General features: G+C 41.2%; 28 protein-coding genes and 1 pseudogene. 9 read left to right on the top strand and 20 right to left on the bottom strand.

What is annotated here, in order from left to right:
- Positions 1-177: 177 nt before the first annotated feature.
- The gene (locus KHA99_RS13025) at positions 178-1,395 is read right to left on the bottom strand and encodes an NAD(P)/FAD-dependent oxidoreductase (RefSeq protein WP_213117861.1); all 1,218 of its coding nucleotides are present in this window, start codon (positions 1,393-1,395) and stop codon (positions 178-180) included.
- A gap of 441 nt (positions 1,396-1,836) precedes the next feature.
- On the opposite strand from KHA99_RS13025, the gene KHA99_RS13020 reads away from it, so the two are divergent.
- Positions 1,837-2,832 carry an NAD(P)/FAD-dependent oxidoreductase gene (locus KHA99_RS13020; protein ID WP_213117860.1) on the top strand — a complete coding sequence of 332 codons (996 nt, stop codon included), beginning with the start codon at positions 1,837-1,839 and terminating at the stop codon, positions 2,830-2,832.
- Between the two features lie 49 nt (positions 2,833-2,881).
- On the opposite strand, the gene KHA99_RS13015 is transcribed toward KHA99_RS13020, so the two are convergent.
- Entirely contained in the window at positions 2,882-3,949 is a 1,068-nt protein-coding gene (locus KHA99_RS13015) for an NAD(P)/FAD-dependent oxidoreductase (protein WP_213117859.1), read from the bottom strand.
- Between the two features lie 261 nt (positions 3,950-4,210).
- Between KHA99_RS13015 and KHA99_RS13010 the strand changes: the two genes are divergently transcribed.
- Entirely contained in the window at positions 4,211-4,450 is a 240-nt protein-coding gene (locus tag KHA99_RS13010; protein ID WP_213117858.1) for a YuzB family protein, read from the top strand.
- A gap of 136 nt (positions 4,451-4,586) precedes the next feature.
- Positions 4,587-4,952, top strand: coding sequence for a HesB/IscA family protein (locus KHA99_RS13005; RefSeq protein ID WP_213117857.1), 366 nt, complete (start codon positions 4,587-4,589; stop codon positions 4,950-4,952).
- Positions 4,953-5,002: 50 nt separating this feature from the next.
- On the opposite strand, the gene KHA99_RS13000 is transcribed toward KHA99_RS13005, so the two are convergent.
- Positions 5,003-5,329 (bottom strand): YuzD family protein, encoded by a 327-nt coding sequence (locus tag KHA99_RS13000; protein ID WP_213117856.1) that lies wholly within the window; start codon positions 5,327-5,329, stop codon positions 5,003-5,005.
- 256 nt (positions 5,330-5,585) lie between these two features.
- Between KHA99_RS13000 and KHA99_RS12995 the strand changes: the two genes are divergently transcribed.
- On the top strand, positions 5,586-5,828 hold the full coding sequence (locus KHA99_RS12995; protein ID WP_249366610.1) for a NifU family protein: 243 nt from the start codon (positions 5,586-5,588) through the stop codon (positions 5,826-5,828).
- A 75-nt stretch (positions 5,829-5,903) separates the two neighbouring features.
- On the opposite strand, the gene yutH is transcribed toward KHA99_RS12995, so the two are convergent.
- Positions 5,904-6,914 (bottom strand): spore coat putative kinase YutH, encoded by a 1,011-nt coding sequence (yutH, locus tag KHA99_RS12990; RefSeq protein WP_213117854.1) that lies wholly within the window; start codon positions 6,912-6,914, stop codon positions 5,904-5,906.
- Between the two features lie 296 nt (positions 6,915-7,210).
- Between yutH and KHA99_RS12985 the strand changes: the two genes are divergently transcribed.
- Positions 7,211-7,711, top strand: coding sequence for a phosphatidylglycerophosphatase A family protein (locus tag KHA99_RS12985; RefSeq protein ID WP_213117853.1), 501 nt, complete (start codon positions 7,211-7,213; stop codon positions 7,709-7,711).
- Between the two features lie 155 nt (positions 7,712-7,866).
- On the opposite strand, the gene KHA99_RS12980 is transcribed toward KHA99_RS12985, so the two are convergent.
- The 3 genes from KHA99_RS12980 to KHA99_RS12970 form a co-directional block, all read right to left on the bottom strand.
- Complete coding sequence (locus KHA99_RS12980) at positions 7,867-8,631, bottom strand: TIGR01457 family HAD-type hydrolase (protein ID WP_213117852.1); 765 nt, start codon at positions 8,629-8,631, stop codon at positions 7,867-7,869.
- A gap of 65 nt (positions 8,632-8,696) precedes the next feature.
- A complete protein-coding gene (locus KHA99_RS12975) occupies positions 8,697-9,134 on the bottom strand; it encodes a DUF86 domain-containing protein (RefSeq protein WP_213117851.1) in 438 nt (145 codons plus the stop codon).
- A gap of 27 nt (positions 9,135-9,161) precedes the next feature.
- The gene (locus KHA99_RS12970) at positions 9,162-10,463 is read right to left on the bottom strand and encodes an EAL domain-containing protein (protein ID WP_249366609.1); all 1,302 of its coding nucleotides are present in this window, start codon (positions 10,461-10,463) and stop codon (positions 9,162-9,164) included.
- Between the two features lie 173 nt (positions 10,464-10,636).
- On the opposite strand from KHA99_RS12970, the gene KHA99_RS12965 reads away from it, so the two are divergent.
- Both KHA99_RS12965 and KHA99_RS12960 read left to right on the top strand, forming a co-directional pair.
- The gene (locus tag KHA99_RS12965; RefSeq protein WP_213117850.1) at positions 10,637-10,903 is read left to right on the top strand and encodes a DUF3055 domain-containing protein; all 267 of its coding nucleotides are present in this window, start codon (positions 10,637-10,639) and stop codon (positions 10,901-10,903) included.
- A 58-nt stretch (positions 10,904-10,961) separates the two neighbouring features.
- Positions 10,962-11,255, top strand: a complete 294-nt coding sequence (locus tag KHA99_RS12960) for a cytosolic protein (RefSeq protein WP_213117849.1) — start codon at positions 10,962-10,964, stop codon at positions 11,253-11,255.
- Positions 11,256-11,364: 109 nt separating this feature from the next.
- Here KHA99_RS12960 and KHA99_RS12955 read toward each other — a convergent pair whose 3' ends face one another.
- Positions 11,365-11,640, bottom strand: a complete 276-nt coding sequence (locus KHA99_RS12955) for a YutD family protein (RefSeq protein WP_213117848.1) — start codon at positions 11,638-11,640, stop codon at positions 11,365-11,367.
- A gap of 112 nt (positions 11,641-11,752) precedes the next feature.
- Between KHA99_RS12955 and KHA99_RS12950 the strand changes: the two genes are divergently transcribed.
- Entirely contained in the window at positions 11,753-12,394 is a 642-nt protein-coding gene (locus KHA99_RS12950) for a YhcN/YlaJ family sporulation lipoprotein (RefSeq protein WP_284036256.1), read from the top strand.
- A gap of 47 nt (positions 12,395-12,441) precedes the next feature.
- Here the strand turns inward: KHA99_RS12950 and lipA are convergent, their stop codons facing one another.
- The gene (lipA, locus tag KHA99_RS12945; RefSeq protein ID WP_213117846.1) at positions 12,442-13,362 is read right to left on the bottom strand and encodes a lipoyl synthase; all 921 of its coding nucleotides are present in this window, start codon (positions 13,360-13,362) and stop codon (positions 12,442-12,444) included.
- Between the two features lie 177 nt (positions 13,363-13,539).
- Here lipA and KHA99_RS12940 point away from each other — a divergent pair, with 177 nt between their 5' ends.
- Positions 13,540-14,523, top strand: coding sequence for a M23 family metallopeptidase (locus tag KHA99_RS12940; protein WP_213117845.1), 984 nt, complete (start codon positions 13,540-13,542; stop codon positions 14,521-14,523).
- Positions 14,524-14,551: 28 nt separating this feature from the next.
- Here the strand turns inward: KHA99_RS12940 and yunB are convergent, their stop codons facing one another.
- The 11 genes and pseudogenes from yunB to sufD form a co-directional block, all read right to left on the bottom strand.
- Positions 14,552-15,337 carry a sporulation protein YunB gene (gene yunB / locus KHA99_RS12935; RefSeq protein WP_213117844.1) on the bottom strand — a complete coding sequence of 262 codons (786 nt, stop codon included), beginning with the start codon at positions 15,335-15,337 and terminating at the stop codon, positions 14,552-14,554.
- 92 nt (positions 15,338-15,429) lie between these two features.
- On the bottom strand, positions 15,430-15,732 hold the full coding sequence (locus tag KHA99_RS12930) for a YunC family protein (protein ID WP_213117843.1): 303 nt from the start codon (positions 15,730-15,732) through the stop codon (positions 15,430-15,432).
- A 67-nt stretch (positions 15,733-15,799) separates the two neighbouring features.
- Positions 15,800-17,149, bottom strand: coding sequence for a bifunctional metallophosphatase/5'-nucleotidase (locus KHA99_RS12925; RefSeq protein ID WP_213117842.1), 1,350 nt, complete (start codon positions 17,147-17,149; stop codon positions 15,800-15,802).
- A 10-nt stretch (positions 17,150-17,159) separates the two neighbouring features.
- Complete coding sequence (locus KHA99_RS12920; protein WP_213117841.1) at positions 17,160-17,981, bottom strand: sulfite exporter TauE/SafE family protein; 822 nt, start codon at positions 17,979-17,981, stop codon at positions 17,160-17,162.
- A 36-nt stretch (positions 17,982-18,017) separates the two neighbouring features.
- Entirely contained in the window at positions 18,018-18,863 is an 846-nt protein-coding gene (locus tag KHA99_RS12915) for a DUF72 domain-containing protein (protein WP_213117840.1), read from the bottom strand.
- Positions 18,864-19,235: 372 nt separating this feature from the next.
- Positions 19,236-20,398, bottom strand: a protein-coding gene (locus tag KHA99_RS12910) for an IS3 family transposase (protein ID WP_213117572.1) whose coding sequence is annotated in 2 segments (ribosomal slippage) — positions 19,236-20,119 and positions 20,119-20,398 — 1,164 coding nt in all. Because the reading frame shifts where the segments join, the coding sequence is not laid out codon by codon here.
- 119 nt (positions 20,399-20,517) lie between these two features.
- Positions 20,518-21,174 (bottom strand): annotated as a pseudogene (locus tag KHA99_RS30795) (N-acetylmuramoyl-L-alanine amidase).
- A gap of 1,213 nt (positions 21,175-22,387) precedes the next feature.
- The gene (gene sufB, locus KHA99_RS12895; RefSeq protein ID WP_213117837.1) at positions 22,388-23,785 is read right to left on the bottom strand and encodes a Fe-S cluster assembly protein SufB; all 1,398 of its coding nucleotides are present in this window, start codon (positions 23,783-23,785) and stop codon (positions 22,388-22,390) included.
- Positions 23,786-23,856: 71 nt separating this feature from the next.
- Positions 23,857-24,294 carry a Fe-S cluster assembly sulfur transfer protein SufU gene (sufU, locus tag KHA99_RS12890; protein WP_213117836.1) on the bottom strand — a complete coding sequence of 146 codons (438 nt, stop codon included), beginning with the start codon at positions 24,292-24,294 and terminating at the stop codon, positions 23,857-23,859.
- A complete protein-coding gene (locus KHA99_RS12885) occupies positions 24,284-25,513 on the bottom strand; it encodes a cysteine desulfurase (protein WP_213117835.1) in 1,230 nt (409 codons plus the stop codon). The genes sufU and KHA99_RS12885 overlap by 11 nt, the downstream gene beginning before the upstream one ends.
- Positions 25,513-26,823, bottom strand: coding sequence for a Fe-S cluster assembly protein SufD (gene sufD, locus KHA99_RS12880; RefSeq protein ID WP_213117834.1), 1,311 nt, complete (start codon positions 26,821-26,823; stop codon positions 25,513-25,515). The genes KHA99_RS12885 and sufD overlap by 1 nt, the downstream gene beginning before the upstream one ends.
- Between the last annotated feature and the right edge of the window lie 10 nt (positions 26,824-26,833).

Raw genomic sequence — 26,833 nt, 5'->3', positions numbered from 1 at the left:
AAAACTATTCTAATAAATGGAAACTCGCCGATTGGCTAGTCCGACAGAACTAAGACAGAGGCGTAGTTGAATTTATGCGTTAAGAAAGTATAAAGCTTTCGACAGAAAGTTTATACTTTCTTATTAGCCAAAAAAAGAACAGGCTGTGCCCTGTCCTTTTTTTGTTACGGATATTTATTAAAAGATATTAAATTTACCTTTTTTCAATACGAGGCCAGCCCCGCCAATCATGTAAAGAGAACGGTTATCGACTACTTTCTTCATGAAAGAAGCACTTGCCCCTGTTATTTTCTTACCAAAAACAACTCCAATTGCGTCATCCTCACCAAGAGAGCAGACAGTACCTTTATTATCAAACTTGAATTCTTCAAGATCCTGCTTATTACGCACAAGTGCAGCAATATTACGGGCACACACTTCACCCTGCTGCATCGCAATCTGTGCAGTCGGCGGGTACGGGCGGTTGATTTCTTCATTAATAACCAGCGAGCTGTCGCCAAGAATGAAGACATCATTGAAACCAGGAACTCTTAAATCAGGCTGAACTTTGACACGCCCTCTCATTGCTTCAAAACCGGACTTTTCAATAACGGAGTTACCACGGACACCGGCCGCCCAAACAACAGTACCTGCTTTGATTTCACGAGGCTCATCTTCACCTTTTGCAACAAAAATCCCTTCAGGCGTGCACTCCTTAATTGCCGTTCCGATTAAGAATTCTACACCCTTACGCTCTAATTGCGATACTGCATACTTGACTAATTCAGGGTCAAATCCAGGCAGTACAGTTGGGGCAGCTTCCACACAGATAATTTTCACTTTATGCTGATCCACATCGTATTCATGACATAATTCCGGAACACGATTGGTCAATTCTCCAAGAAACTCAATTCCTGTGAAACCAGCGCCGCCGACAACAATTGTCAAGCGTGTATCATCCTTTTCCTCTTCCATATTGTAAGTGGCAAATTGATATTCCATATGCTCACGAAGCAAACGGGAGGAATTTACATTCGTAATACCGAAAGCATATTCCTTCAAGCCTTTGATGCCGAAGGTTTCAGGCTCCCCACCAAGTGCAATCACAAGATAATCATATTCAACTTCGCCGCTCTCTAAAATAACCCTCTTTTCATCCTTCTTAATCTCAACAACGGTACTTTGAATAAAGTCAACCTTGCTGCGATCAATGACATCGCGAATATCATAACGAACCTTGTCGTGGTGCAATGTACCAGCCGAAGCCTCATGCAGCCAAGTGGTTTCATAGTGGTAATCATTTTTGTTCACTAAGACAATATCCGCTTCGTTAACACCAAGGTGCTTTTGCAAGCGTACAGTCGTCATCAGCCCGCCGTAGCCCGCTCCGAGAATAACAATTTTAGGCTTTCTCAACGCAATCACTTCCACCCTTATAAAATATTTTAAATAAATCCTCTTCTTTTTCTTATCTTCCACAGCTTTGTCGATTATTATTTTGGTTTACTGGAAAATGTATGTGATATAATTCACGAACGAGGATAAAAATAAAGAACCTAGCAAAACATAAAGTTTTGGAATCCAAACAAATGCCATTTTGTGAAAAACAGAGCAAGACATTTCATAAAAAATTGTACCAGTTTTGTCACAGAATCTTAACAATATATCCACAATACATCATATGCTACTTCTATCCGAAATTCAAGCAATTTATTGAATATATTTATCGCAAAAATAGTATAAATTTTCACAAATTATTATTCATTGTCATAATTTTCTCAACAAAAATATGAGGATTTACATATTTTATGTTATGATAAGGAGTGGAATCGTAACTACTAGTTGGGGGGATACGGAGTGCAAGAACAAAAGGTATATGATATCACCATCATTGGAGGAGGCCCCGTTGGTCTTTTTACTGCCTTTTATGGGGGAATGAGACAAGCATCCGTTAAAATTATTGAAAGCTTGCCTCAGTTGGGCGGTCAATTATCTGCGCTTTATCCGGAAAAATATATTTATGATGTTGCCGGATTCCCAAAAGTCCGTGCACAGGAATTAATAAATAACTTAAAGGAGCAAATGGCCAAATTTGAGCCTACTGTTGCTCTGGAGCAATCTGTTGAAAAGCTTGAAAAGCAGGATGATGGAACCTTTAAATTAACAACAAACAAAGATGTCCACTATTCTAAAACCGTTATTATCACTGCAGGAAATGGTGCATTCCAGCCTCGTCGTTTGGAGCTTGAAAGCGCTGCCCAGTATGATAGTAAAAACCTATATTACTTTATCGATGATTTGAATCAATTTGCCGGACAAAAGGTTGTTGTATTTGGCGGCGGCGATTCTGCGGTTGACTGGGCATTAATGCTCGAGCCAATTGCTGAAAAAGTGACGATTGTTCACCGCCGTGACAAGTTCCGCGCCCATGAACACAGCGTAGAAAACTTAATGAATTCCAAAGTAGATGTGAAAACCCCATATGTCCCTGCAGAATTAATCGGTGATGAAACTGGGATTAAACAGGTCGTTCTTGAAACCGTAAACGGAGAGACAAAAGAAACTGTTGACGTTGACGCCATTATTTGCAACTATGGCTTCGTTTCCTCCCTCGGACCTATTAAAGAGTGGGGCCTTGAAATTGAAAAGAATTCCATTACGGTAAATTCTAAAATGGAAACCAATATCCCTGGAATTTACGCTGCTGGAGATATATGCACCTATGATGGAAAAGTAAAATTAATTGCCTGCGGCTTCGGTGAAGCACCTACTGCTGTTAATAATGCAAAGGCATTTATGGATCCTAAAGCGAAAATCCAACCACTCCACAGTTCTTCCATGTTCGATAAATAATTTATTAACTAATACGAAAGGCGTCCAGATTTGGACGCCTTTTTTTATGTTATCCATTATGAAATTTGTACATCCACAATACCCCTGATTTTAGCAGACGGGCAACGCGGCCGGTTAGAGGGCGATCAGCGAGCATGGCAAAGCCGTGCTTTTTCCCCAATGAACCAAGTACTCCCTTTAATTTAATAGGCGGGAACGAATCAGGCAGTTCTTCGCCGTTCCAGCGCTTTTTTAAAACTTCGACAATCTGTTCGGCCTGTCCTTCTGCTAGCTGTGCACTTGGAGCATGCGGCAGACTTGCACAATCACCGAGAACAAAAACATGCTCATCATTAGGTAAGAAGTGCTGCGGGGTTAACACCATTCTTCCTGAGCTATCCTTTTCCCCTTCCATTTCACGAATCACTTTATTCGCCTGGATCCCGGCTGTCCATACAATTACATCACAAGTAATGGACTTGTCATGGTTATAAAGGGTATTTTCCTCTATTTTGGTGATATTGGAATTATTAATGATTTCAACGTTATGCTTTACAAACCAGTTCTCTACATATTTGCTCAACCTGTCAGGAAAGGCGGAGAGAATATGCTTCCCGCGGTCAAATAATTTAATTTGCAAATCATCGCGGCTTTCGCTTAATTCGCTGGCAAGCTCCACCCCGGATAGGCCTGCCCCGACAATCCCAACGACTGAACCAGGAGGTAAATTATTCAGAACAGAATAGGTTTCCCGTGATTTACCGATACTTTGAATGCTATAGGTATATTGATCAGCACCCGGCACACCATGGTACTTATCCTCACAGCCCAAGCCGATAACGAGGTCATCATAGCTAATTGGCTGAGCGTCTTTTAACAGGACATTTTTTTCTTCTCTGTCAATCCCGATGACTTCCCCAAAAACTACCTCAAGTCTAGCATGCTCCGGGAAGGAAACGCGTATTTCTTTATCTGAAATCGTCCCAGCAGCTAAAGCATAGTATTCTGTTTTTAAACAATGGTAAGGAACACGATCCACAAGTGTGATGGTCACGTCCTCCGGCAGGTTATTAGGAAGAAGTTCGGAGAGAATCTTCATGCCCCCATAACCGCCTCCAAGAATGACTAATTTTTTCATGCTTATTTCCCCTTTGTCATAACTGTACTATAGATTTTCTATTTTTTTATTTTGTTCAGAAAGACATTATTTCAATTGAAATTACGAGTGGGATTTTATTGAAATAGATATTCCGTCCATTTAACACACAAATATGAGTATATCGAAAATATGGCTAAATAACAACACATTTAAGACATCTTGACAGGCTTGCCAAGAACATGATAATTGACGAAGCAGTCTAAAAGCGGTAGGATAAATAGTTGTGGAGAGGTGAAGGTAATGATTAAGCCGATCATTGAGTTTTGCGTCAGCAATCTTGCAAGCGGTGCTCAGAAAGCCCTTGAAATATTAGAAAAAGATCCAAATTTGGATATCATTGAATATGGATGCCTCGGCTATTGTGGTAAATGCGCATCCACTCTCTATGCGCTTGTGAATGGAGAAGTTGTTACGGGTAAAACCCCTGAAGATTTGGTGGATAATATTTATCAGTATCTCGAAGAAAATCCTATGTTCTAAATATAAAGGGGGCTTACCGCTCCCTTTTTTATATTGACAGCATATCCTGTTACTAGAAATCGTATTAGTTGAGTAGTTTTCAGCTAGTGTATATACTAATTTTATAAGCCTCAAATTTTTAAGGAGGGGTCATTTTATGAGCAAAGATATTGTTATTTTAACAGAAGCAGCATCACTGCAAATTAAAGATATGATGAAACATAATGAAGAGGAAGGCGCCTTTTTGCGCGTCAGTGTAAAAGGCGGCGGCTGCAGCGGCTTATCTTACGGCATGGGTTTCGAGCACGAAGTTAAGGAAGATGACCATCAATTTGAACAATTTGGCATAAAGGTTCTTGTCGATAAAGAGAGTGCACCAATCTTAAATGGAACGAAAATCGATTACAAGCAATCGATGATGGGCGGCGGGTTTACGATTGATAACCCTAACGCGATAGCATCTTGCGGCTGCGGTTCATCATTCCGTACTGCAACAGCCGCTGGAACACCTGAGGAGTGTTAAGACTTTGTTTAAAGATCAGAGGCTGTCTTTCGAGACAGCCTCTTTCCTTCTTATATCGCCTTGTACCCGTACTTTTCCAATTCGGAAAAAATCGTTTTTAGACGAGGATTTCCTTCGCCAACCACTTTATCCTTAATAACCACAACCGGATAAAACATATCCTCTTCAATTACCCTCTGGGCAAATTGCAATTTATCGCTATCTTCAGGCGGCTGAAAAATATCTACATAGGTCATTTTAACAGGCTGCTCCGGGAATTTTCTCGCAATCGCTGCTTCCAGCCATTCAAAGGTTTCCTTCGAGGATGGAAGATTCACACAGCTTGGACAGAGTACTGCCGCGCCATATAGGACAATTTCCACTTCCGTAAATTCCATAAAACCATTCCTTACGTTTTTCTTTTATTTTACAATATGGCCCCTTCAAAACCTAAGAAAATGACTTCTTTTGGCTAATAGTAAAGGATAAAATTTTTTCCAAAATTTATCCTTTATTAACGCATAAGTGCAAATACGTCTCTGTCTTCGCCCTTAGGGGCTTGCCAATCGGCGAGTTTTCTTTATACATTTCGCCAGTTTCTGAGAATGGATTTTTCCTCGCTGCGACAGTATAATATAATTAGGAAAGGAGTCGATGAAAGTGTCAGAACAGGAAATGTTTGAACAAGTACAAGAAGTATTAGATAAATTACGCCCATTTCTTCTTCGCGATGGCGGAGACTGCGAACTAGTTGATGTGGAGGAAGGCATTGTTAAGCTTCGCTTACTTGGCGCTTGCGGATCTTGCCCAAGTTCTACCATCACACTAAAAGCAGGTATCGAACGGGCTTTACTAGAAGAAGTACCTGGTATTGTTGAAGTTGAACAAGTGTTTTAAAAAATAATATTAATAATAATAATAAAGCGATTGCCTAAAGACGCAATCGCTTTTTTGTATTCAGTTTAAAGTTCATTAAGAATATAACCAATCCAGCTGCGGCAAGCTTAGGTGTTTCACCGGCGCCCCTGAGATATGGAAAAAGCCTGCCAGAAAGCGTTCATATTCGGAGGACTGCCGCAAAATTTTTCCTAAAGTATCCTCCGACAGCTTTTTTTCCTGTTCCGAGCGGGTAATATAATAATTTTCTACACATTCAAAATAATGGAGCGGAAAAATTAAGCGAGCATATAAAAGCCGCCATGAAAAAGAGGACAATGGGGATATCCTCTGATATTCATCGTAAAACTGTTTTAACTCCATATCATATGTCTGGATATTATGAAAATATTGTTCCCTTGTCCACTCAGCCAAGTCACGGCTCCGGTGGTCGAACACCCATTCAAATGGATTTCTGATCATATATTGGCCGCCCCACGTTTTTTTCGTGAAACGTTCATGGCAAACCGTCCCGCTGTCTGTTTCTAAAGGGGAATCATCAATCTCCGTATCCACTAAATATTGGATAGCATTCTCTGTTAATCCCATATAATACGGAAAGGACTCAATAAACAATTTTTCAAATTCATCCTCGGGTGTTTGAAAAAGCAGTCCACTCCACACTTTTTCCATCTGTTCCAGCCGTTTTTCCCAAATCCCCTTCCATTGTCCGACTCTGCTTGACCGCTGAATCTGAAAAGGCACCCTTCTGCCCCTCTCATGAAATTTTGCCAGTTTCCGCCCCATTCTCGATATTCGTTGCTGCTGGTCCATCTGCCGGTTTACTAATACGCAAAATTTGTTTTGTTCCCAGTTTGTAATATAGCTGCCATCCTTAGTCTGCATGAATGCAGGGACATTTTTGTCACCTGTCTGGCGCATATGCTCAGCCAGGCTTGCTAGTTCCTGCATATCCTCCTCCTCTCTGCCCCCAGGACTTACAATCAAATATAGCCAGCCGTTTCCTCTTAGCGCATCAAAAGCATCTATTTTAACCTGTTCATCAGCCTTGATTCCATATTGATCCTCCAGCATTTTTCGCAGCATCTCTCCACCCCTTCTTCTTTTCACCTCTAAGTCATATATATGAGTAAAGCCAGGAAAACTTGTTGTCTTCCTTTTTGTAAATGAAAACTCGCCGATTGGCAGTCCGTTAGGACGGTTCATGAGGCGTAGTTGAATTTATGCGTTAAGAAAATACAAAATTTGAAAAAAGTTTTATATTTTCTTATTAGCTAAAACCCAGCAGTAAAGTTATTTTATTTGATTCTTGAAAGGATAATTGCATATCATAAGTTAATAGAGCAATTATAGAAAAATTCACAGAAAAGGTGATATAAGGGATGGCAGAACAAAAAAAGCCCAATGTTGTTCAGGAAACGGCTCGCAGGTTATTGAAAGAAAGAGGGGTAGAAATTCAAGATATTGCAAATTTGGTTTTTTATCTTCAGGAAAAATATCATAAAAACCTGCAAATGGAAGACTGTATTGCGAATGTGGAAAAAGTGCTTACTAAAAGGGAAGTCCAAAATGCCATTATTACCGGAATCCAGCTTGATGTTTTAGCTGAAAAAGGTATGCTTGAGGAGCCGCTTCAATCGATTATCGCAACAGACGAAAGTCTTTACGGGGTGGATGAGATTCTGGCTTTTTCCATCGTGAATGTATACGGTTCGATCGGTTTTACTAATTATGGTTATATCGATAAACAAAAGCCCGGCATTTTAGCTCATTTAAATGATAAATCAACAGGTCAATGCCATACCTTTTTAGATGATATCGTTGGCGCCATTGCCGCTGCCGCCTCAAGCAGACTGGCACACGCTGCGGCCAATTGTGAATAAAATCAACAATAAAGAAAACTCGCCGATTGGCGAGCCCCCTAAGGGCGAAGACAGAGGCGTAGTTGCACTTATGCGTTAAGAAAGTATAAAGCTTTCGACAGAAAGTTTATACTTTCTTATTAGCTGGTAAAAGGATGGCTATTTCAGCCATCCTTTTATGGTTCCCAGTGGTCCAGTGTATCGATTGTATATGTAGGATGAATAGTATATCCTTTTAATAGTTCCTTCGTGGTGACGCCCGTATGAACGAGCAAAGTGTCTATCCCTGCATTTATTCCCGCTAGAATATCGGTATCATAATTATCGCCAACCATCAGCGTATCTTCTTTGGCCACACCTAAAACCTTTAACGCCTGCTCCATAATAATTGCTTCCGGCTTTCCGATAAAAATCGGCTTTGTTTGTGTTGATACTGCTATAACCGATGTTATCGAGCCATTGCCCGGTACTAGCCCTCTTTCAGTTGGCAGGGCGATATCGCCATTTGTCGAAATGAATGTGGCTCCGTTTCGGACAGCCAGACAGGCAATTGTCAGCTTTTCATAATTAATCAAACGGTCAAGGCCCACTACGACAACATCGGCATCTTCCCCGGCAAACCGAAAGCCCTTTTCCTCAAGTACTGTGCGAATTCCTTCTTCACCAATAACATAGACGGAGGCATCTTTTTTCAGTTCTTCGATATAATTGGCGGTTGCCTGACTTGTGGTAAAAACCCTATCTTCCGTTGTTGGAATATCAAAGCTGTTTAATTTCTCTGCCACCTGTGCCGGGGTCCGGGTAGAATTATTTGTCACAAATAAATAGGGTATTTCCTTTTTCTTAAGGTTCTTAATAAAATCTGAAGCCGCTTCTATCCTCTCCGTGCCTTTGTACATCGTTCCATCTAAATCAATTAAATATCCTTTATATTTCTTCAATCATCCCACTCCTTAATTGATCTTGTCCTCCTCTTTATTAAAAAGAAAAAGACCGATTGGCGGTCTTAGTTTTTAAATGCTGAAACTGGTCCCAATTCATTCGTAAGATAGTCCCGAACATTCACTGAAAAAATAGTCAGTGCAGGCAGATGTTTTGAAAATTCCTGGGTTAATTCACTATGGTCAATTTCCGTATAATACTGCACCAGTTTTTTCCGAAAACTGATAAGAGCTTTCAGGCTGCTTCCTGTTTCTTCAGTAACGACCTTTTCATCCATTAAAATATCTATAATGTCTTCATAGCTTCCTGGATCACGCATGATAAAGCCATCAATCATGTCATTGCCGACATCCAATACCGACTCGAGCATCATTTGCGTAAGCCGTTCTAATGCCGCCTTTTCAATGGGGGTCGACCATACCTGCTGGGTAGAGAAATGAGTGATCTGTGTTTCCAAATAAATTAATGTCGTTTCAATTTTATCCCGGTCAACAAAGTACATGAACTCCACTTCCTTCTATTTTCTGTTCTAAGTTGCCATCTCCATGTTTAGTACAGTAGGCGGAGCGTAGAAATATCCTTGTGCCAAATCGACCTTGTTTCTTGTGAGGACAGATGCCTCATCCTCATTTTCGATTCCCTCCGCGACAACCAGTGAACCTGCCTCCCGCGCGACTAGGAGAATCCCCTTTAACATCGATTCCTTAAGCGAGTTTTTATCGATATTTTGAATAAGAGATCGGTCAATTTTTATAATATCTGGCATAATTTCACTAATAGTACTTAAATTGGAGTATCCCGCGCCTGTATCATCAATGGCAATTCGAAACCCCATTAATCGTAACATTTTTATATTATAAATGAAATTCTTTAAACCTTCGATTGAATCGTTTTCTGTAATTTCAATTGTTATTTGTTTTGGTGATATACCAGTGAATCTTTGCAATAAATTCTTTATATCCCTTGTGAAACGAATATTTCCAAGGGTTAACGGAGTACAATTGATAAAAATATCCTGTCTGCATTTTGCTTTCTTAATTTGTTCAAACGCTTTTTCCAATACCAGCATTTCGAGTGCATATAATGTCCCTGTCTGCCTTGCAACCGAGAATAACGGCAAAGGATTTTCTACTGCCGTACCTTTAGGCCCCCGTGTCAAGAGCTCCCATGCACGGATTTCATTTGTTGCCACATCAATAATGGGCTGGGCCAGCAGACGGATATTTTTATTAGCAATAATTTGATTGATCATATAATCTATATCATCATATTTTACTGCAAGTCTTTTTTCAGCCATCGCAATGGCCTGTCGATGGGCTTTTTGGATGGAATCAGAAATGGAGAAATGTTTCTTGTCAATAAACATATATCCGGTTTCAAAGTGAATTTGCTGTGAAGGATAATGTTTTTGGAGACTGCCCTCAACATAATAAAGCAATCCGTTTATGACATGGTCCATATCAGACAAAGTGTTTTTATCAACATCCACCTTCATGATCAAGGTCACCATATCACCATAAAAATCATGCAGCGAAATGATCTCCTCTTCTTTCAGTTCCTCTTGGACAGCATGGCGAAAATACTTTTTTAACTGCTTCATGAAATAACCTTGCTGTGATTTGCCTTGTAAAACCGACAATTCATTCATATTTTGCAAATGAAAAACAATAACAGCTGCCTCCAAGCCTGATTGAAAGGCGGCTGTTACACCCTCTAATACAGGGTTGCGCAATATAAATTGAGGCGGATAAAAGCGCAAGGAAGCAGCAGGAAGCAAAATCTTCCCCCATTCCATTGCCCCTTTTAGCTTATTCATGATGCGACGAGCCATACATTCATCCCTCACAACCAGTTTTGGCTTACAGATTTAGTTATATTATAACATATTTTTACATTATCCGTATTTTTCGAAAAAAAATATTCCTATTTAATCCTTCTCCCATCCACTGCAGGAATTTGTTACTATAGATAATGTGAGAGTATTTTTTTAAAAGGAGATATAAAATGAGCGAGCGTTTTTTTTTATATGATGATACCGAAAATACCAAAACAAGGTTTGTCAGCTTTGTCGGGGAAAATCAACGTTATGATTTGGCAATCGTAAAAACGGACCGGCACTACGGCAAATCCCTTGTAATGAATATGCAAGGAAATCGATTTGCCATCATTGGGCATGATGACCTCGAGGAAGAAGGATATTTAGAATATGCTTTTAACATAAATGAAGCAGAAGCTGAAGAGCTAAAATCCTTCTTACAGGAGATTATTTAAAGGTTCATTCATGTTTTTCACTCGGAATGAAATAATAAAAGAAAAAGGAGTGAGGAACATGGCAAAAAAGGATTCCGATCAATACGGGGACTTCTCGAATGTGGAAGTACAGCGGAACTATCTTACCGCGGAAGAATTTCCGGAGGGGCCTTTAGGTTCTCCAATTCGAAAAGAAGACCCTGTCGAACTAAAGAGTACCCCGTGGGAAGAGGGGCAGCGCCGGCACAGTGCATTTAACTATGAATTTAAGGCCCTGCATCAGGATTTGCCAAGAGAATACCCGGGGGCACATCCACCGCATGATGATAAAGAAACCGGTGAACTGGCCCCGTATAACAATAACGAACCGTAAACTTAAATGAAAACTCGCCGATTGACGGGTCCGAAGGACGAAGACAGAGGCGTAGTTGAATTTATACTTTCTTATTAGCTAAAAACGAAGGGGATTAATCGCCCTTCGTTTATTTTTTTACCTTTTTCAATACAAAATAAGCACAGCCAAAATTGCAGTATTCATACAGATACTCACTTAATGTGCTAATTTTTGTATCAAAGGTTGCTTTTTGATTTTGGTCCTCAAAGAAGCCTTTTAATCGGAGCTGGCCATAGCCCCAATCCCCCACAATATAATCATATCTGGATAAGATGTCACTATATCTAGCCTTTAGAGCTTCCTCATTAAAACCATCCCGAAATTCCTGTACAAGTTCGTAAGTAGTGTTATTAATAAGAATCATGGTTTTCACCTCAAATTTTGCCAGCTATTCTTTATCCCATTATAACCGATTCACCATCAATTACTAAGAAAAAAAATAAGTGCTTTGGAAAATCTAATAAAAGGAGGTGTTAATGTTGAAAAAATTAGGCATAATCATTGGGTTATGTGCATTAACTGCAGTCACAGGCTGTTCTAAGGATATGGGTAAAAACGATGTATATGAAGAATCCGGCAATACCATTAATGTGAACAATAAACGGCATGAGCTCTACCGTGAAGGTGCCAGCAAGGATATCCGTAACGCCAACAATGACTATGGCTTTGTACGTCACCAGAAAAGTCCACTGATGAACGATAATAACACGAATGATGGCTACACGGCCCTTGACCGTGAACAAGTAGCCCATGTCATCAGTCGCTTAAGCGCCAATATTCCAAACGTCCATGATGTGGCTACATTAGTAACGGACAGAGAAGTCTTAGTGGCGTACCGGACCGATTCGAAGGACAGAAATTTAACGGCTGACCAAGTGAAGAAAACAGCATTATCCGTTGTCCCAAGGTACTACCATGCATACGTCAGTGATAATAAAGTCCATATCCAAGATATCCAAAACCTGGCGAATTTGGATTCCCTAAGCGGCAAATCACGTGACCAGGTAAATTATGTAATCAAGCAAATGAAAACATCTCCACAAGGAACAAGACTGAACGATCATGAAGATGAAAACGGCCTGACAAAGGACGATATGAATTATAATCACCAACGCTAATAAAAAGAGTTCAGACCTTTAAGGGCTGAACTCTTTTTAAATTCAAGTTATTTAGCTTCCTGCGCACTTTGTTCGCCAAGTAATTGCTTATGCTTTGCAGCAGCATTTACTTGTTCGTCAGCGTGATAAGAAGAACGCACAAGCGGTCCCGCTTCGCAATGGCTGAACCCCTTACTTATGGCAATTTCGCGGAATTCATTAAACTCATCAGGGCTATAGTATTTAATAACCTTTAGGTGGCTTTTGGTCGGCTGCAAATACTGGCCAATCGTCATGATATCAACATGATTTGCCCGCAAATCATCCATAACCTCAATAATTTCTTCCTTTGTTTCACCAAGGCCAATCATTAAGCTTGATTTCGTCGGAATACTCGGATTCATTTCCTTTGCCCGGCGCAGGAACTCTAGTGACCGGTCATATTTTGCACGGGCTCTGACTCTCGGTGTCAGGCGTCTGACCGTTTCGATATTATGGTTTAAAATATCTGGCTTCGCATCCATCAATGTTCGCAGGTTTTCTTCTTTTCCGCCCATATCAGACGGCAAGACCTCGATGCTTGTAAACGGGTTTTTCCGGCGGATGGCCCGAACGGTTTCCGCAAAAACAGCAGCACCGCCATCCTTTAAATCATCTCTGGCAACTGCGGTTACAACGACATGCTTCAGGTTCATAAGTTGAACAGAATCGGCGACTCTTTCCGGTTCCTGCCAATCCAGTTCTGTTGGCAGACCCGTTTTTACTGCACAAAAGCGGCATGCCCTGGTACAGGTATCACCGAGAATCATAAAAGTAGCCGTTCGCCGTACTGCCCAGCATTCATGGATATTCGGGCAGCGCGCCTCTTCACAAACGGTGTGAAGATTCTTTTCCCGCATCAATTTCTTTAATCCCGTATATGATTCATTTGTATTAAGCTTTATTTTTAACCAATCAGGTTTTCTCAGAACTTCCTCTTTCTTGCTCATCATGCACCCCCGACTATGTATAAACACTCCTGTTGTCACTTTAACATACTGGGTCGACATCGACAAGAAGTCAGCATCTGCCGCAAAGATTTTCCCGATTTCCAATTATTGACCATAATGAAATGTTCTAGAATTCATAAACTAACCTTGTACAATAAATGGGAAGGGAGATTTCCTATGCGGGCTGTGCTGATAATAGCAGCTTTCCTCTTGTTATTTACCTCAAGTATAGGGGCAAAAGCTGCGGAAGCCGATCCATACCAGGAACGAATGAAGCTTTATAAGAAGGTTGAAACCATCACCCAAATTCCTTGGTATTATTTAGCTGCGGTTGACCAATATGAACGAAATGTCCGCTTGTCACGCCGCGATTTGCCAAAACCAGAGAGCCTGATTGGCATTTATTTTCGCCCTGAACAATGGGCCGGGCTGACTAATCCTAATCCATCAGAAGAGAATCCTGCAATTATCCAGTTTTTTAATGGAGTCGGAGTTGATGGGGATGGAGATGGAAATGCCAGCCTGAAAAATGATGAAGATGTATTATATTCCTTTGCTCATTATCTGCTTTCTTACGGAGTAGATGAAGATAATATTAAAATCGGTTTATGGGATTATTACCACCGTGATCGAACGGTTGGCAGCATCGTCAGCTATGCCAAAATCTACCGTCATTTTGGGCGGCTGAATTTGGATTCAAATGTTTTCCCGGTTCCGTTAAGAAGCAATCATAGCTATCGCAGCACCTGGGGGGATGCCCGGGGCTGGGGCGGCCGAAGAATTCATGAGGGCACTGACATTTTTGCCGGCTATGGTGTTCCGGTAAGAGCTACCGGTTACGGGATTGTGGAAATGAAGGGCTGGAACAAATTTGGCGGTTGGAGAATAGGCATCCGGGATATAAATAACACATATCATTACTTTGCCCATCTCAGCGGGTTTGCCAAAGACTTGCAGGTCGGGCAAATTGTTAAACCCGGGATGGTGATCGGCGGAGTAGGAAGCTCAGGCTACGGCCCTCCAGGCACATCAGGAAAATTCCCTCCGCATCTCCATTACGGCATGTATAAAGATAATGGGATTACCGAATGGTCATTTGACCCCTATCCGTATTTAGCAAAGTGGAAACGGATTGAACGGATGAATGTTCGCAAAAAATAAGGACTGTCCATGATGGATAGTCCTTTTGTTAATTTCCTGATTTTTTTGTATCCTGCTTTTTCTCGGGAACCTGAATGGATGGAATCGTGCCTCCTCCGCCGTTATAGAACTGCGGAACCGTTCCCTCAACAAGAGCACTTCCTACTGGAATACTTTGCTTCAGTTTCGTAATTTTCGTAGCAAATGGAGTAATAATTTGAACGGAGACCTCTATCTGAATAGAGACTTCCACCCATGTATTATTGATCCCCATTTCTTTCGTTTGGATATGCACATCCGGTTCCACTTCCCCAATGGCTTGAAATTTGACAGGGATTTTCGGACCAAGGTTCCCCAGCAGCGCTATATTGGTTGCCTGCCCTAATGGAACATACCAGGTGATCGAGTTCTCATCCTTCGTGTTCTCTGTCTCAATCTCCACATCTGTAATCTGTTCCAGCTGGGCAAGATTACCTTGTTTTGCCGCCTTCAAATTCTTTTGAATTTGTGCCGTTGTTTCAGCTAATACCCTGTTAATTAAATCCGTATTTAACTGAAAGTTTTGTTTCTCCCCATCGCTGCCTGGGATGATTTGCACGACTTGATTATTTTCTCCGACATTAGTGGTCCTTTTGGTAATAGCTCTATTTATCACAAGGGAAGCGATATTTCGAGTTTCGGATTCGGCATATCTCATTAAGGTAGGTTCAATCCCTTTGTTCACAAGCAACACACTGATTGCTGATGTCAACAGGAAAAAGACAAAAGTTAAAAGCATGACATATCGGAAAGGCAACGGACCTCTTCGCCGCCGGTACATGCGAAATTTTGCCAACAAAAATCACCCCTTCATCGTATGTGTATGCGTAAAAGGGGTGAACTAGCCCAATAAATAAATTGGAAAAAGCCTGCTACGAAAGCAGACTTTTATATCATTTTCAGCAAGGCATCCTTGCCAATCATGCCTTTTGAGATTCCTAATTCCTCCGCTCCAATTGTGACGGATTCCAGCGGCGCGTTCAACAGCTGGTCGATTGTTCTTACTCCGACTGCTCTCCCAGCGATAATGTTTCGGTCCTTTAGTTTATCATTTAATAAGCCGATATCCAACGCACCGCACATTATATATCCTTTATCGCTTGTCACAGCAAGCAAGGTCGTTTTTGGAAGTAATACAGAGACCGCAAGAAACGTATGGCCGTCAATTTCAATTGGTGAAAGATCAATCATAAGGATTCCACACTCCTTTCCCTACTATCACATTATGTAGGAAAAGGAAAAAGCGTGTGTCCCAGGATTAAGACTGGGTCTTTAGTTTCCATTTTAGGATATCACGCAAAAATTCCGGCAGGAAATATTTCTTATTCTTATGAGGCAGAACTCCTTTGAAAAAATGTCCGAACGTAAACATATCCGGCAGTGCCAGTGTGTAGATTTTTTGCGGCTCCAGCTTTTCTCCATTAATAAAAATCTCACCGGAGTCAAACCTTATTCCGTCATAAACAAATAATCCTAATTCATTGCCTCTAAAACCAAGCCCTGTTATTTGTTTTTGATGGAGGCTCTTGTCCATCGATTCCCGTAATATTTCCGTTAATTCTTGGCCCGTAACCTCGACAACACACGGATTAATCGGGTGTGGGCAGATGTTTAGAAGATCAAATTCTGTCACATCGCCGGATAACGGACCGAGAAGGAGGCCGGCATTGAGCATCGCGCATTCGGTATGGCACCATTCTCGTAAAGCTTTGCATAGGAAAAGCGAGAACTCTGTTTCCTTAAACGGATCGCTTAAGAATGGCTTCGTTAGGGTCGTGACTCTTTCATTAAGCAGCTTTTTCCCTTTATCTAGAAAGGCCTCTGCTATCTGAGCCTCATTTAGAGCCGCCGGAAGCTCCTTTGTATCATAAAGAATAGCTTGTTTGTCTTGAATGCTATTTTTGCTGTCCAACACAATCGTAACATGGCCTACATAATAACCAAATTTTCCGGCGGCCGCCAAAAGCGTATTGTCTACAAGCTTTCCATTTTCCAAAAAATGATGAGTATGAGCACCCAGAATCACGTCAATCTCAGGAAATTCTGCTGCAATCCGTTCATCATCACGAAGGCCTAGGTGGGAAAGCAGAATAACCATGTCTGATTGTTCCTTTACGGCTGTGATCCATTTTTTAAGTTCGTTTAAAGGCTCGGTCAGGTTCCAACCCAATAATTCGTAAAGATGCGTGAAGTTGGCCGTTAAGCCGATAACGCCAAGGCGGATACCCGATTTGGTTCGATAAATTTGATAGGGCTTCACCCAGTCTGGATGCTGGTTATTTTTTTGAAAAAGATTCGCTGCTAGCACATCAAACTTTGAGGCGGCATAAAGCTGCTCCAACCCGTCATGCGGCAGGTTGATTCCTTCGTTATTGCCAATTGTGACGGCGGTATATTGGCATTCGTTTAAGAGTTCAATACTCGCTTTACCCATGGTCGCTTCTGTCAACGGATGCCAGCGGTCAATGAAATCACCAATATCAAATAGGAAAACCTCATCCTGATCTTGGTGCTGCTTCCTTTGCTGCTTTAAAAATTGCTCGATGCGCGGCCAATTTTCCAAGTGGCTGTGGATGTCGTTCGTATGGTATATATGTATTCTTTCCATTTGTATCTACCTACCCTGTTATTCCTTCATAGATTAACCGAACCCCTACGATGACAAGAACCGTTCTTAATATCCAGACAATCGTTTTGCTCTTTAATCTTGTATTTAAAAATACGCCAATGTTCGCCCCAATATAAGCCCCCGGCACAAGTGCCAAAGCATAAAGCCAGTTGACGTTTCCTAAGGAGATGTGCGTAATGGAGCTTAAAATTGAGGTTGGTAAAATCATAAACATCGATGTTGCTGTAGCCACATGCGGCGGGAAGAAAAAGATGAGAATCATCGTTGGAACCATCAGTGAGCCGCCGCCAACACCAAAAATACCTGATAAAAACCCGACAACAAACGAAACAATGACTGCAACAACGGGGCTGTAGCCATATTCAAAGGTTTTCCCCCTGTTATCCGTAAAGGTACGGGTAATGCCTCTGTCCTTCCGATATGGTATTGGCTTTAATTTATCTTTTACAAACAGGATAATCGAGACGAGAATAATAAATAGTCCAAAATATAAATTAAAAGCATGAAGGTTCATACTTTCAGTTACCCACGCCCCTAGAATACTCCCCGGGCCGCTGCCGATGAGAAAAATGAGCCCGCTCTTATAATCGACCACTTTATGTTTTGTATAAGCTAAGACTGAGGAAAGACCCGTAAAAATCATCGTAAAAAGCGATGTTCCTACGGCAACCTGCGGAGGTATATGGGCAAACCCGTTTATAGTCGCCAAATAGAGCAAGGCCGGCACAACGATGATTCCGCCGCCAAGGCCTATCAGCGATCCCAATGAGCTTGCGCATATACCGATGATAAGAAGGATAATCCATTCCATGGTTTCACTTTCTTTCTATGTATACTCTGGTTGTATTTAAAATAAGTCTAGCTGTCTTGGTGCTAATCCCTCATATTCAATATTTAAAATGTCCATCATCTGCTTGGCATTATCAGCCGCATCTCCGCCGGAATTGTTATTAAAAAGGAGGTATACATCGTCGCATTCCTTGGTAAGCTTTTGGATGTGTCCGGACCATTCTAGGAGTTCTTGCTCGTTATAGCGGTAAAGGTAGCGGACATCCCGCCAATTCTCGGCGTTTTTCTTTTGCCAGCCATGGACATTGCGGCCGTGGAATCTGACGAGAACCTTATGTTGGTTTGTTGATACAAGAACCGTCGGAACGGAACCCTCCCCGGATTGCGGTTCATCACATATGCTGTGAATCCAGTTTTCCTCTTTCATAAATTTCAGTGTCTGTTTGCGGTATTGCGGCGCAAACCAGGATTGGTGTCTAAATTCAAGTGCGCATGGAATATCCCCCATTTGCTGCTTGCACCATCTTAAGTAATCTACATTTTCCCGTTTGCAATCAAACCATGGCGGAAATTGAAATAAGACCATTGCAAGTTTATTTTTCTCAATATAGGGGTCTAATGATTCTATAAATGCATGAAACATTGCTTGTTTATTTTCAAAAGGTATTTCACCACGGAGATGGCCTGTCATGCCTTGATAGGCTTTGACGATAAATTGAAATTGAGGCGGCGTTTCATTGACCCATTTCAAGCCGTTCCTTTGGGGCTGTATCGCATAAAAGGCGGTGTCCACTTCCACGATTGGAAAATGTCCTGCGTATTCCTTTAATTTGTCTCTGGACGTGATTGGACCTGTATACAAACTGTCATGATCGCCCCAGCCTGTTACACCGATGTATATCAATGAGTTCACCTCCGCTTTTTATAATAGCATAACCTTTTTAGTTCGGAATAGTTGGACGACAGTTTGCGCACTTTATACGACAGTTGTGTGGACCTATAGAACGAGTGGTACACTTTATACCACAGTTGAGTCGGTTTCCGATAGTTGGACTGGACTATCCGACAGTTAGATAGGCTTATACGACAGTTGGAACACTTTATCTGACAGTTGGACCGGTTTATATGACAGTTGGAATGACCTATCCGACAGTAAGCTTCCTTTCCTGAGAGTATTCCGTCCTTATCAGAAAGTATCGAGAAAGATAATCAACCTTTTTAAGCCCCATCTCAAGTGAACTGACCTATTAAAATGAGACAACGAAAAAGCACCAATTTATGCTGCCTGTTCCCTAAACTCAATAGGGGACAGGTAGTTTAATTTTGCCTGAAGTCGTGTTTGATTATAATGATTGATGAACTTCTCAACTCTTTCGATTACAATAGAATTTGTAAGAAACTCTCTTCCTTGAGAGTAGAATTCTTCCGACTTTATGGTGGAGTGGAAGGATTCAATAACGGCATTATCCAAGCAATTGCCTTTCCTGGACATGCTTGTGGTAATGCCTTTTTCTTTTGCTATTCTTTGAAATGAATGGGACGTATACTGAGCTCCCTGATCGCTATGTAATATTAAGCCACTCGTATCACGGCCTTCTACAGCGTCTTTTAATGTGTTTACCACTAAAGACACATCTTGGCTGGTACTAATTCGGTATGCGATTATTTCATTATTAAATAAATCCATGATTGTACTTAAATACAACATAGATTGGCCGAATGGCAGATAAGTAATATCTGTAACCCATTTTTCATTTGGTTTAGAAGAAGTAAAATTTCTATTTAAATGGTTAGGGACTACTATCTTAATTTCTCCAGCTATATTATTCTTACGTTTAGGCTTCACCTGGCATTGGAGATTATATTTTTGCATAATACGTTGGACAGTATTTCGGTTAACTTTCCTTTTATAATCACGTAATAACCAGGCTTTAACTGTCCGATGACCAATTAAAAATTTATGACGTTTACAAATTTCAGTGATTTGTATTTCGAGTTCAGTTTTACCTTTTGGACCTTGATTCCTCCATCTATAGTAAGTTGATTTCGGGATACCTAGGCACCTACAAAGAAAGGTTACAGAATATTTTTCCTTTAATTTTTCAACTAAGGTAACTACAGCTTCTGGAACCAACTCCTCTCGATTTCTTGGTACTTTTTTAAAATTTCTAATTGTGCCTTTAAATACTCATTTTCTCTCTTTAATTTTTCCATATCAGATAATTCTTCGGGACCCTTCCCATAACTGTACTGTTTACCAATCCCCTGTGCCAAACGATATTTTTGTCCTTCACGATACCACTGCATCCACCTTTTGACCTGAGTAACATTTGTTATTCCAAATTTGTCCATAATCTCACGGTTTGAATACTCACCACTTAATTTCATCTCAATAACAGCCATTTTAACTTCTTCTGAGTAAGCATTTTTCTTCCCCATAAGAAAACACCTCCTGAGTTACGTATTATTTAAATACGATCCAGGGGGTGCTTTTTCCTTTGTCTTATTTAACTAGGTCTCTTCACAAGTGAGAAGGGGCTTTTTCATTTAATATTTCTTTACGTATGCATATCCTCTCTGGTTAACCAATTTTCAAAGCGAATCGCAGCTTCGGATCCTTCTCCGAATAAACCCACAGTAAACATAATATCACCAGCAGAGTTTTTCTCCATGGTAAAATCCCATTTATTCGCTTTGAGGTATTCGTGTATTTCCAAAAGTGCCGCGCCGGAATACCCACCTGTATAAAAGGAAAAGCGTTTTGTTTGTTTTGGTTTTTCAGGCAACTCCAAAAACTTAGCTACTCCCCTTGCATGAGCCTCGCCAACTGCTTTCAAAAATGCCTCATCTTTTAATCGGTTGCCATCATTGCTTTCTATAAACAGACTTTCCGTTAATATGGACGGCATATTGGTTGTCCTTAACACAGCAAAATTTGCGCGTTTTTTACCACGATCTGAAGTAGATCCGTGTTGCTGCATAGCTTCTAAAACCTCAGCATGGATAATGTTCTACAAAGAAATGGAGGAAGCTCCAGCACCGTTATATACATAACTTTCAAAACCGGTTCCCCCACCAGCATTAATGTGAACTGAAACAAAAACATCGGCCGGCCATATATTCGGGCCATCATCGCGTTCTGTTAGTCCCTCGGTTGTATCGCTTAATCGTGTAGCTCGTTGTTCAAAACCATAATAAGATGCTAAGTAATTCATGGCATACTGAACGATTTTTAGGGTTAAGTCCGCTTCTCTTAAGCCGTTCCCCGATTGCACCGGTGTCAGAACCACCATGACCGGGGTCCCACCCAATCTTTTTAACCATTACTTATCCTCTCCTTTGTAATATTAAATGAATTAAGTGGGTCATTTGCGAGTTACTAAAGTGCTAGGAAACAGGAATCGTTTTTTCCTTATTTTTTCGCTATCCCTTTCTATACTGTAATGGTTCTAGATTGCTTTAGGAACCTTTACCCATTTACGTCCCCTAACAAATAGGTTTGGCAATATCTAAGTGCTCAAAATAAAAAGAGCCCTAAAAGGACTCTAAAAAAATTTACCAATCTTTTACTTACAATCAAAAATTGGTTAACAAATGGGGTATATAATTTGGTTAACAAGGTATTTTCCCATGAAAAGGAGTAATCTCATGAAAAAATATGAATTATTAATCCTTACTGGACTTTTCTTATTGCTTTGCACATCTACAGTCTTCTTTATCACTAGTTTAGATGACATTTTCACAAGAATATTTACTTTATAATATTCACTATTTCAATAAAGCGCCCCATTAACTTAGTTATGTGAAGGAACCTTTTCTCTAAGTTTTAATACAATTAGACTTAAATTACTGCAAACGCCCCCCGTAAGTTAGATCGAGTTACGTCTAAATTTCTCCCAATTGTGAAACATGTTAAATTCATTATTTTGCCTCAAAATCCGACACGTTCCCCCAATAACTATCTTCCAATACATTCTTACTTAGATGGGTGGTGATTGAAAAACCGCTCGAACTTTGCTTTAATCGCATCAGCTATAAATCAAACATCCGTTGTTGCGCTATCACCATATTCAACATAGTGTTTCTAGGATTTGCACATTGCGTTGTGGTACTAGCACAAAAACTATCAGACCCTCTGAATAAGCGATGCTGTGCATGGAGGTATTTTAAGGAATTATACAAAAGACAAAATCCCCCAATATAGTCTCCTTATGTTCTTCATCATTCACATGGGGGGCATTTACTTAAAACTGGTGTAAATAAAAATACGTATCCGTGCGACTCAGGCATGTCAGAACCCAAGTCACATCAGATACGTATCTACACATTAAAGAATTGAATACGATGCATTAGCAATGTACACCAGTTACATCGAAAATAAAATGACAAACGCTTCAGAAGGCTCATGATAACCTTGATATATCTAGGTTATCCTATACTTCCTTCCATCTCGAACTTGATCAAGCGGTTCATCTCAACGGCATATTCCATTGGAAGTTCCTTTGTAAATGGCTCAATGAAGCCCATGACGATCATTTCAGTAGCTTCCTGCTCGGAGATACCACGGCTCATCAAGTAGAATAATTGCTCTTCAGAAACCTTAGAAACCTTTGCTTCATGCTCAAGGGAGATGTTGTTATTTAACACTTCGTTGTATGGAATCGTATCTGAAGTAGATTGATTATCCATTATCAAAGTATCGCATTCGATATTAGAGCGAGCGCCATCTGCTTTACGGCCAAAATGTACCATGCCGCGATAGTTTACACTTCCGCCATGCTTAGAAATCGACTTTGATACGATCGTTGAAGAAGTATTTGGTGCTAAGTGAATCATCTTAGAACCTGTATCCTGCACTTGGCCTTTGCCAGCAATCGCAATGGATAAGGTCATCCCGCGAGCGCCTTCGCCTTTTAAAATAACAGCAGGATATTTCATCGTTAATTTAGAACCGATGTTACCGTCAATCCATTCCATTGTCGCATTTTCTTCGCAGACAGTCCGCTTTGTTACAAGGTTATATACGTTATTTGCCCAGTTTTGAATCGTTGTATAACGGCAGTAGCCGCCTTTTTTAACGATGATTTCTACAACTGCACTGTGAAGGGAGTTAGTTGTATAAACAGGTGCTGTACAGCCTTCAACATAGTGGACATGGGCACCTTCATCAACAATGATTAGCGTTCTTTCAAACTGCCCCATGTTTTCCGAGTTAATCCGGAAATAGGCCTGTAATGGTGTATCCACCTTAATACCAGGCGGTACATAAATGAAAGAGCCGCCGGACCAAACAGCTGAGTTTAGTGCAGAAAACTTGTTATCAGTTGGCGGAATAACTGTTGCCCAGTGTTTGCGGAAAATATCTTCGTTTTCCCTTAACGCAGAATCGGTATCTTTAAAGATGATTCCTAATGCCTCAAGGTCTTCCTTCATGTTATGGTAAACAACCTCGGATTCATATTGCGCAGAAACTCCAGCAAGATATTTTTGCTCGGCTTCTGGAATTCCAAGTTTGTCAAAGGTCGCTTTAATTTCTTCCGGTACTTCATCCCATGACTTTTCTGATTTCTCCGATGGTTTTACATAGTACGTAATTTCATCGAAATTCAATGAGTTTAAGTCACCGCCCCATTGCGGCATTGGTTTACTGTAGAATATTTCAAGTGATTTTAAGCGGAAGTCAAGCATCCACTGAGGTTCACCCTTCATTTTTGAAATCTCTTCAACAATCTCACGTGTTAAACCACGTTTTGATCGGAATATGGAAACGTCTTTATCGGCAAAACCATATTTGTACTCGCCAATCTCCGGCATTTTCTTCGCCATCGCAAGTATTCCTCCTTTTTTTACGAGAGGTGAAAGCTCCAGGCAAGAGGCCGGATACTTTCAGAACCGTTTTAATCTTGATTCTCTTCTTTTAAGCTTTTTTCCATAGCCTTCCACGCCAATGTAGCGCATTTAATTCTGGCTGGAAACTTGGCAACCCCTTGAAGCGCTTCGATATCGCCTAAATCGATATCATCATCCACTTCTTTGCCTTGCATCATATCCGAAAAAATCTTTGACAGCTTTAATGCGTCTTCGATTTTCTTACCTTTAATGGCCTGTGTCATCATCGAAGCAGATGACATGGAAATCGAACAGCCTTCCCCTTCCTGCTTGGCATCAACGACAATGCCGTCCTCCACCTTCAATGTTAATTGAATACGATCACCGCAGGTCGGGTTATTCATATTGATCGTATGGCTTCCATCCTCCAAAATCCCGCGGTTGCGCGGATTTTTGTAATGGTCCATGATTACTCTTCGGTAAAGTGCATCTAAGTTAGAAGACATCGCTGAAATACTCCTTCGTTTTGACAAGCCCTTCTACGAGTTTATCAATATCTTCTTCTGTGTTGTATAGGTAAAAGCTGGCACGAGCTGTTGCCGATGCCTTAAGCCATCTCATCAGCGGCTGGGCGCAGTGATGGCCGGCGCGGACAGCGATTCCTTCCGCATCCAGAACCGTCGCTACATCATGCGGGTGAACATCGCTTAAATTGAAAGTCACTAGACCAGCGCGTTTAGTCGGATCATGCGGTCCATAAATCGTGATGCCTTCAACAGTTGACATTTTTTCAAGCGCATAAGCAGCTAGCTTATGTTCATGCTCGACAATATTGTCTAAACCGACTTCATTCAAAAAGTCAATTGCCGCGCCTAAACCGATGGCACCAGCAATGATTGGCGTTCCACCCTCGAACTTCCACGGCAGCTCTTTCCAGGTTGATTCATATAATTCCACGAAATCAATCATTTCACCGCCGAATTCAACCGGCTCCATTTTTTCAAGCAGATGCTTTTTCCCGTAAAGGACACCAATCCCGGTTGGTCCGCACATCTTATGGCCGGAAAAAGCAAGGAAATCGCAATCTAAATCTTGAACGTCGATATTCATATGCGGAGCACTTTGTGCACCGTCAACTACCATGATGGCGCCATTTTCATGGGCAATCTTGGCGATTTCTTTAACAGGATTGATGACGCCAAGCACGTTGGATACCTGCATCACCGACACAATTTTTGTGTTTGGTGTGATGGTCACGCGAACATCATCTAATGAAATTGTTCCATCCTCTTGGAGCGGAATGTATTTCAACTGGGCACCAGTCCGTTTAGCTATCTGCTGCCATGGGATGATATTGCTGTGGTGCTCCATATAGGTAATGACGATTTCGTCGCCTTCCTTCAGGTTGGCGGCGCCGTAGCTTGCCGCCACAGTGTTAAGGGAGGTCGTCGTTCCTCTTGTAAAAATAACTTCCTGAATGGACTTGGCATTGATAAACTTACGAACCTTTTCCCGTGCTCCTTCGTAAGCATCAGTTGCTCTTGTTCCTAGTGTATGCACACCGCGATGAACATTTGAATTGTACTCGCGGTAGTATCTGTCAAGTGTTTCAATAACTTGGACGGGCTTCTGCGATGTCGCAGAGCTATCCAGATAAACTAATGGCTTACCGTTAACTTCTTGGTCTAAAATAGGAAACAGTTTGCGAATATCCTGGATATTCATTATCTTACTTTCCTTTCAATAACTTCCACTAATTGCTGTTTTACTTTTTCAATTGGAAGCTGATTTACCACCGGTGCAAGGAAGCCATGAATGACTAAACGTTCCGCTTCCTTCTTCGGAATACCGCGGCTCATCAAATAATATAATTGCACTGGGTCAACGCGTCCTACAGAAGCAGCGTGGCCAGCCATAACATCATCTTCGTCGATTAATAAAATTGGATTCGCATCGCCGCGAGCTTTTTCACTAAGCATTAACACGCGTGATGTTTGCTCAGCGTCAGATTTAGAGGCGCCATGTTCAATTTTTCCAATTCCGTTGAAGATAGAAGTAGCGTTATCCTTAACAACGCCATGATTTAAGATATTTCCTATTGTATGTCTGCCAAAGTGAACAACCTTTGTCGTAAAGTTCTGGGTCTGCTCACCACGTCCGACCACAACAGTTTTAGTATCCCCATTAGAGCCGTCACCAAGGAGATTGGTAGTATTTTCAGAAATAGTATTGCCTTCATTCATCATGCCAAGCGCCCACTCGATTCGGGAATCGCGGCCGGTGACACCGCGGCGGTTCACATAGGTTGTGATGCCTTTTGCCAAAGTATCAACAGCACCGTATTGCACCTTTGCATTTGTATTGGCAATTACCTCTGTCAGGATATTCGCCAAGGTATTAGACTCTTCCACTGTGGAAATATAGTTTTCCACGTATGTCAAAGAGCTGTTATCTTCTGCGACGACAAGAACATGGTTAAACAGGTTTGCTTCCGCATTGTCATGAACGAACACTGCCTGAATAGGTTCCACAATTTCGATGTTCTTCGGAACATACAGGAAGGCTCCGCCATTGACAAATGCTGCATGAAGAGCAGTCAAACGGTGCTCATCAGCATTGATCGCCTGTGTCATATAATATTTTTTCAGTAAATCGCCGTGCTCTCTAGCAGCAGTGAAAATATCGGTAAACACAACACCCTTTGCCTTTAGGTCTTCTGATAAGGAAATAAAGGCTGGCGTTTGATTGCGCTGAATATATAAATTTTGTTTTGCCGCATCCAAATCAACTAATGCTTTAACCTCTTCTGGCAGTTCTGCCAAAGATGTATATGGAGCACTTTTAACTGTATGCTGCTCAAACTGCGTAAAATTCCATTTATCTATTTTTGTTTTATCTGGCCGAGGCATCGGCAGTTCGTGGAAATGCTCAAGTGCCTTCAGACGAAGCTCTTCAAACCAAGCAGGCTCGCTCTTTTCTTTTGAAAAAGAGCTCACAAAACCCTTATCAAACGGTAATGTTGTTTCTGTTGTCATTGCTAACCCT

The organism is Neobacillus rhizophilus (assembly GCF_018343535.1).
GTDB lineage: Bacteria > Bacillota > Bacilli > Bacillales > Cytobacillaceae > Neobacillus > Neobacillus rhizophilus.
The sequence above is the reverse complement of the archived record's forward strand: the minus strand, read 5'-3'. Positions and strand labels throughout refer to the sequence as shown.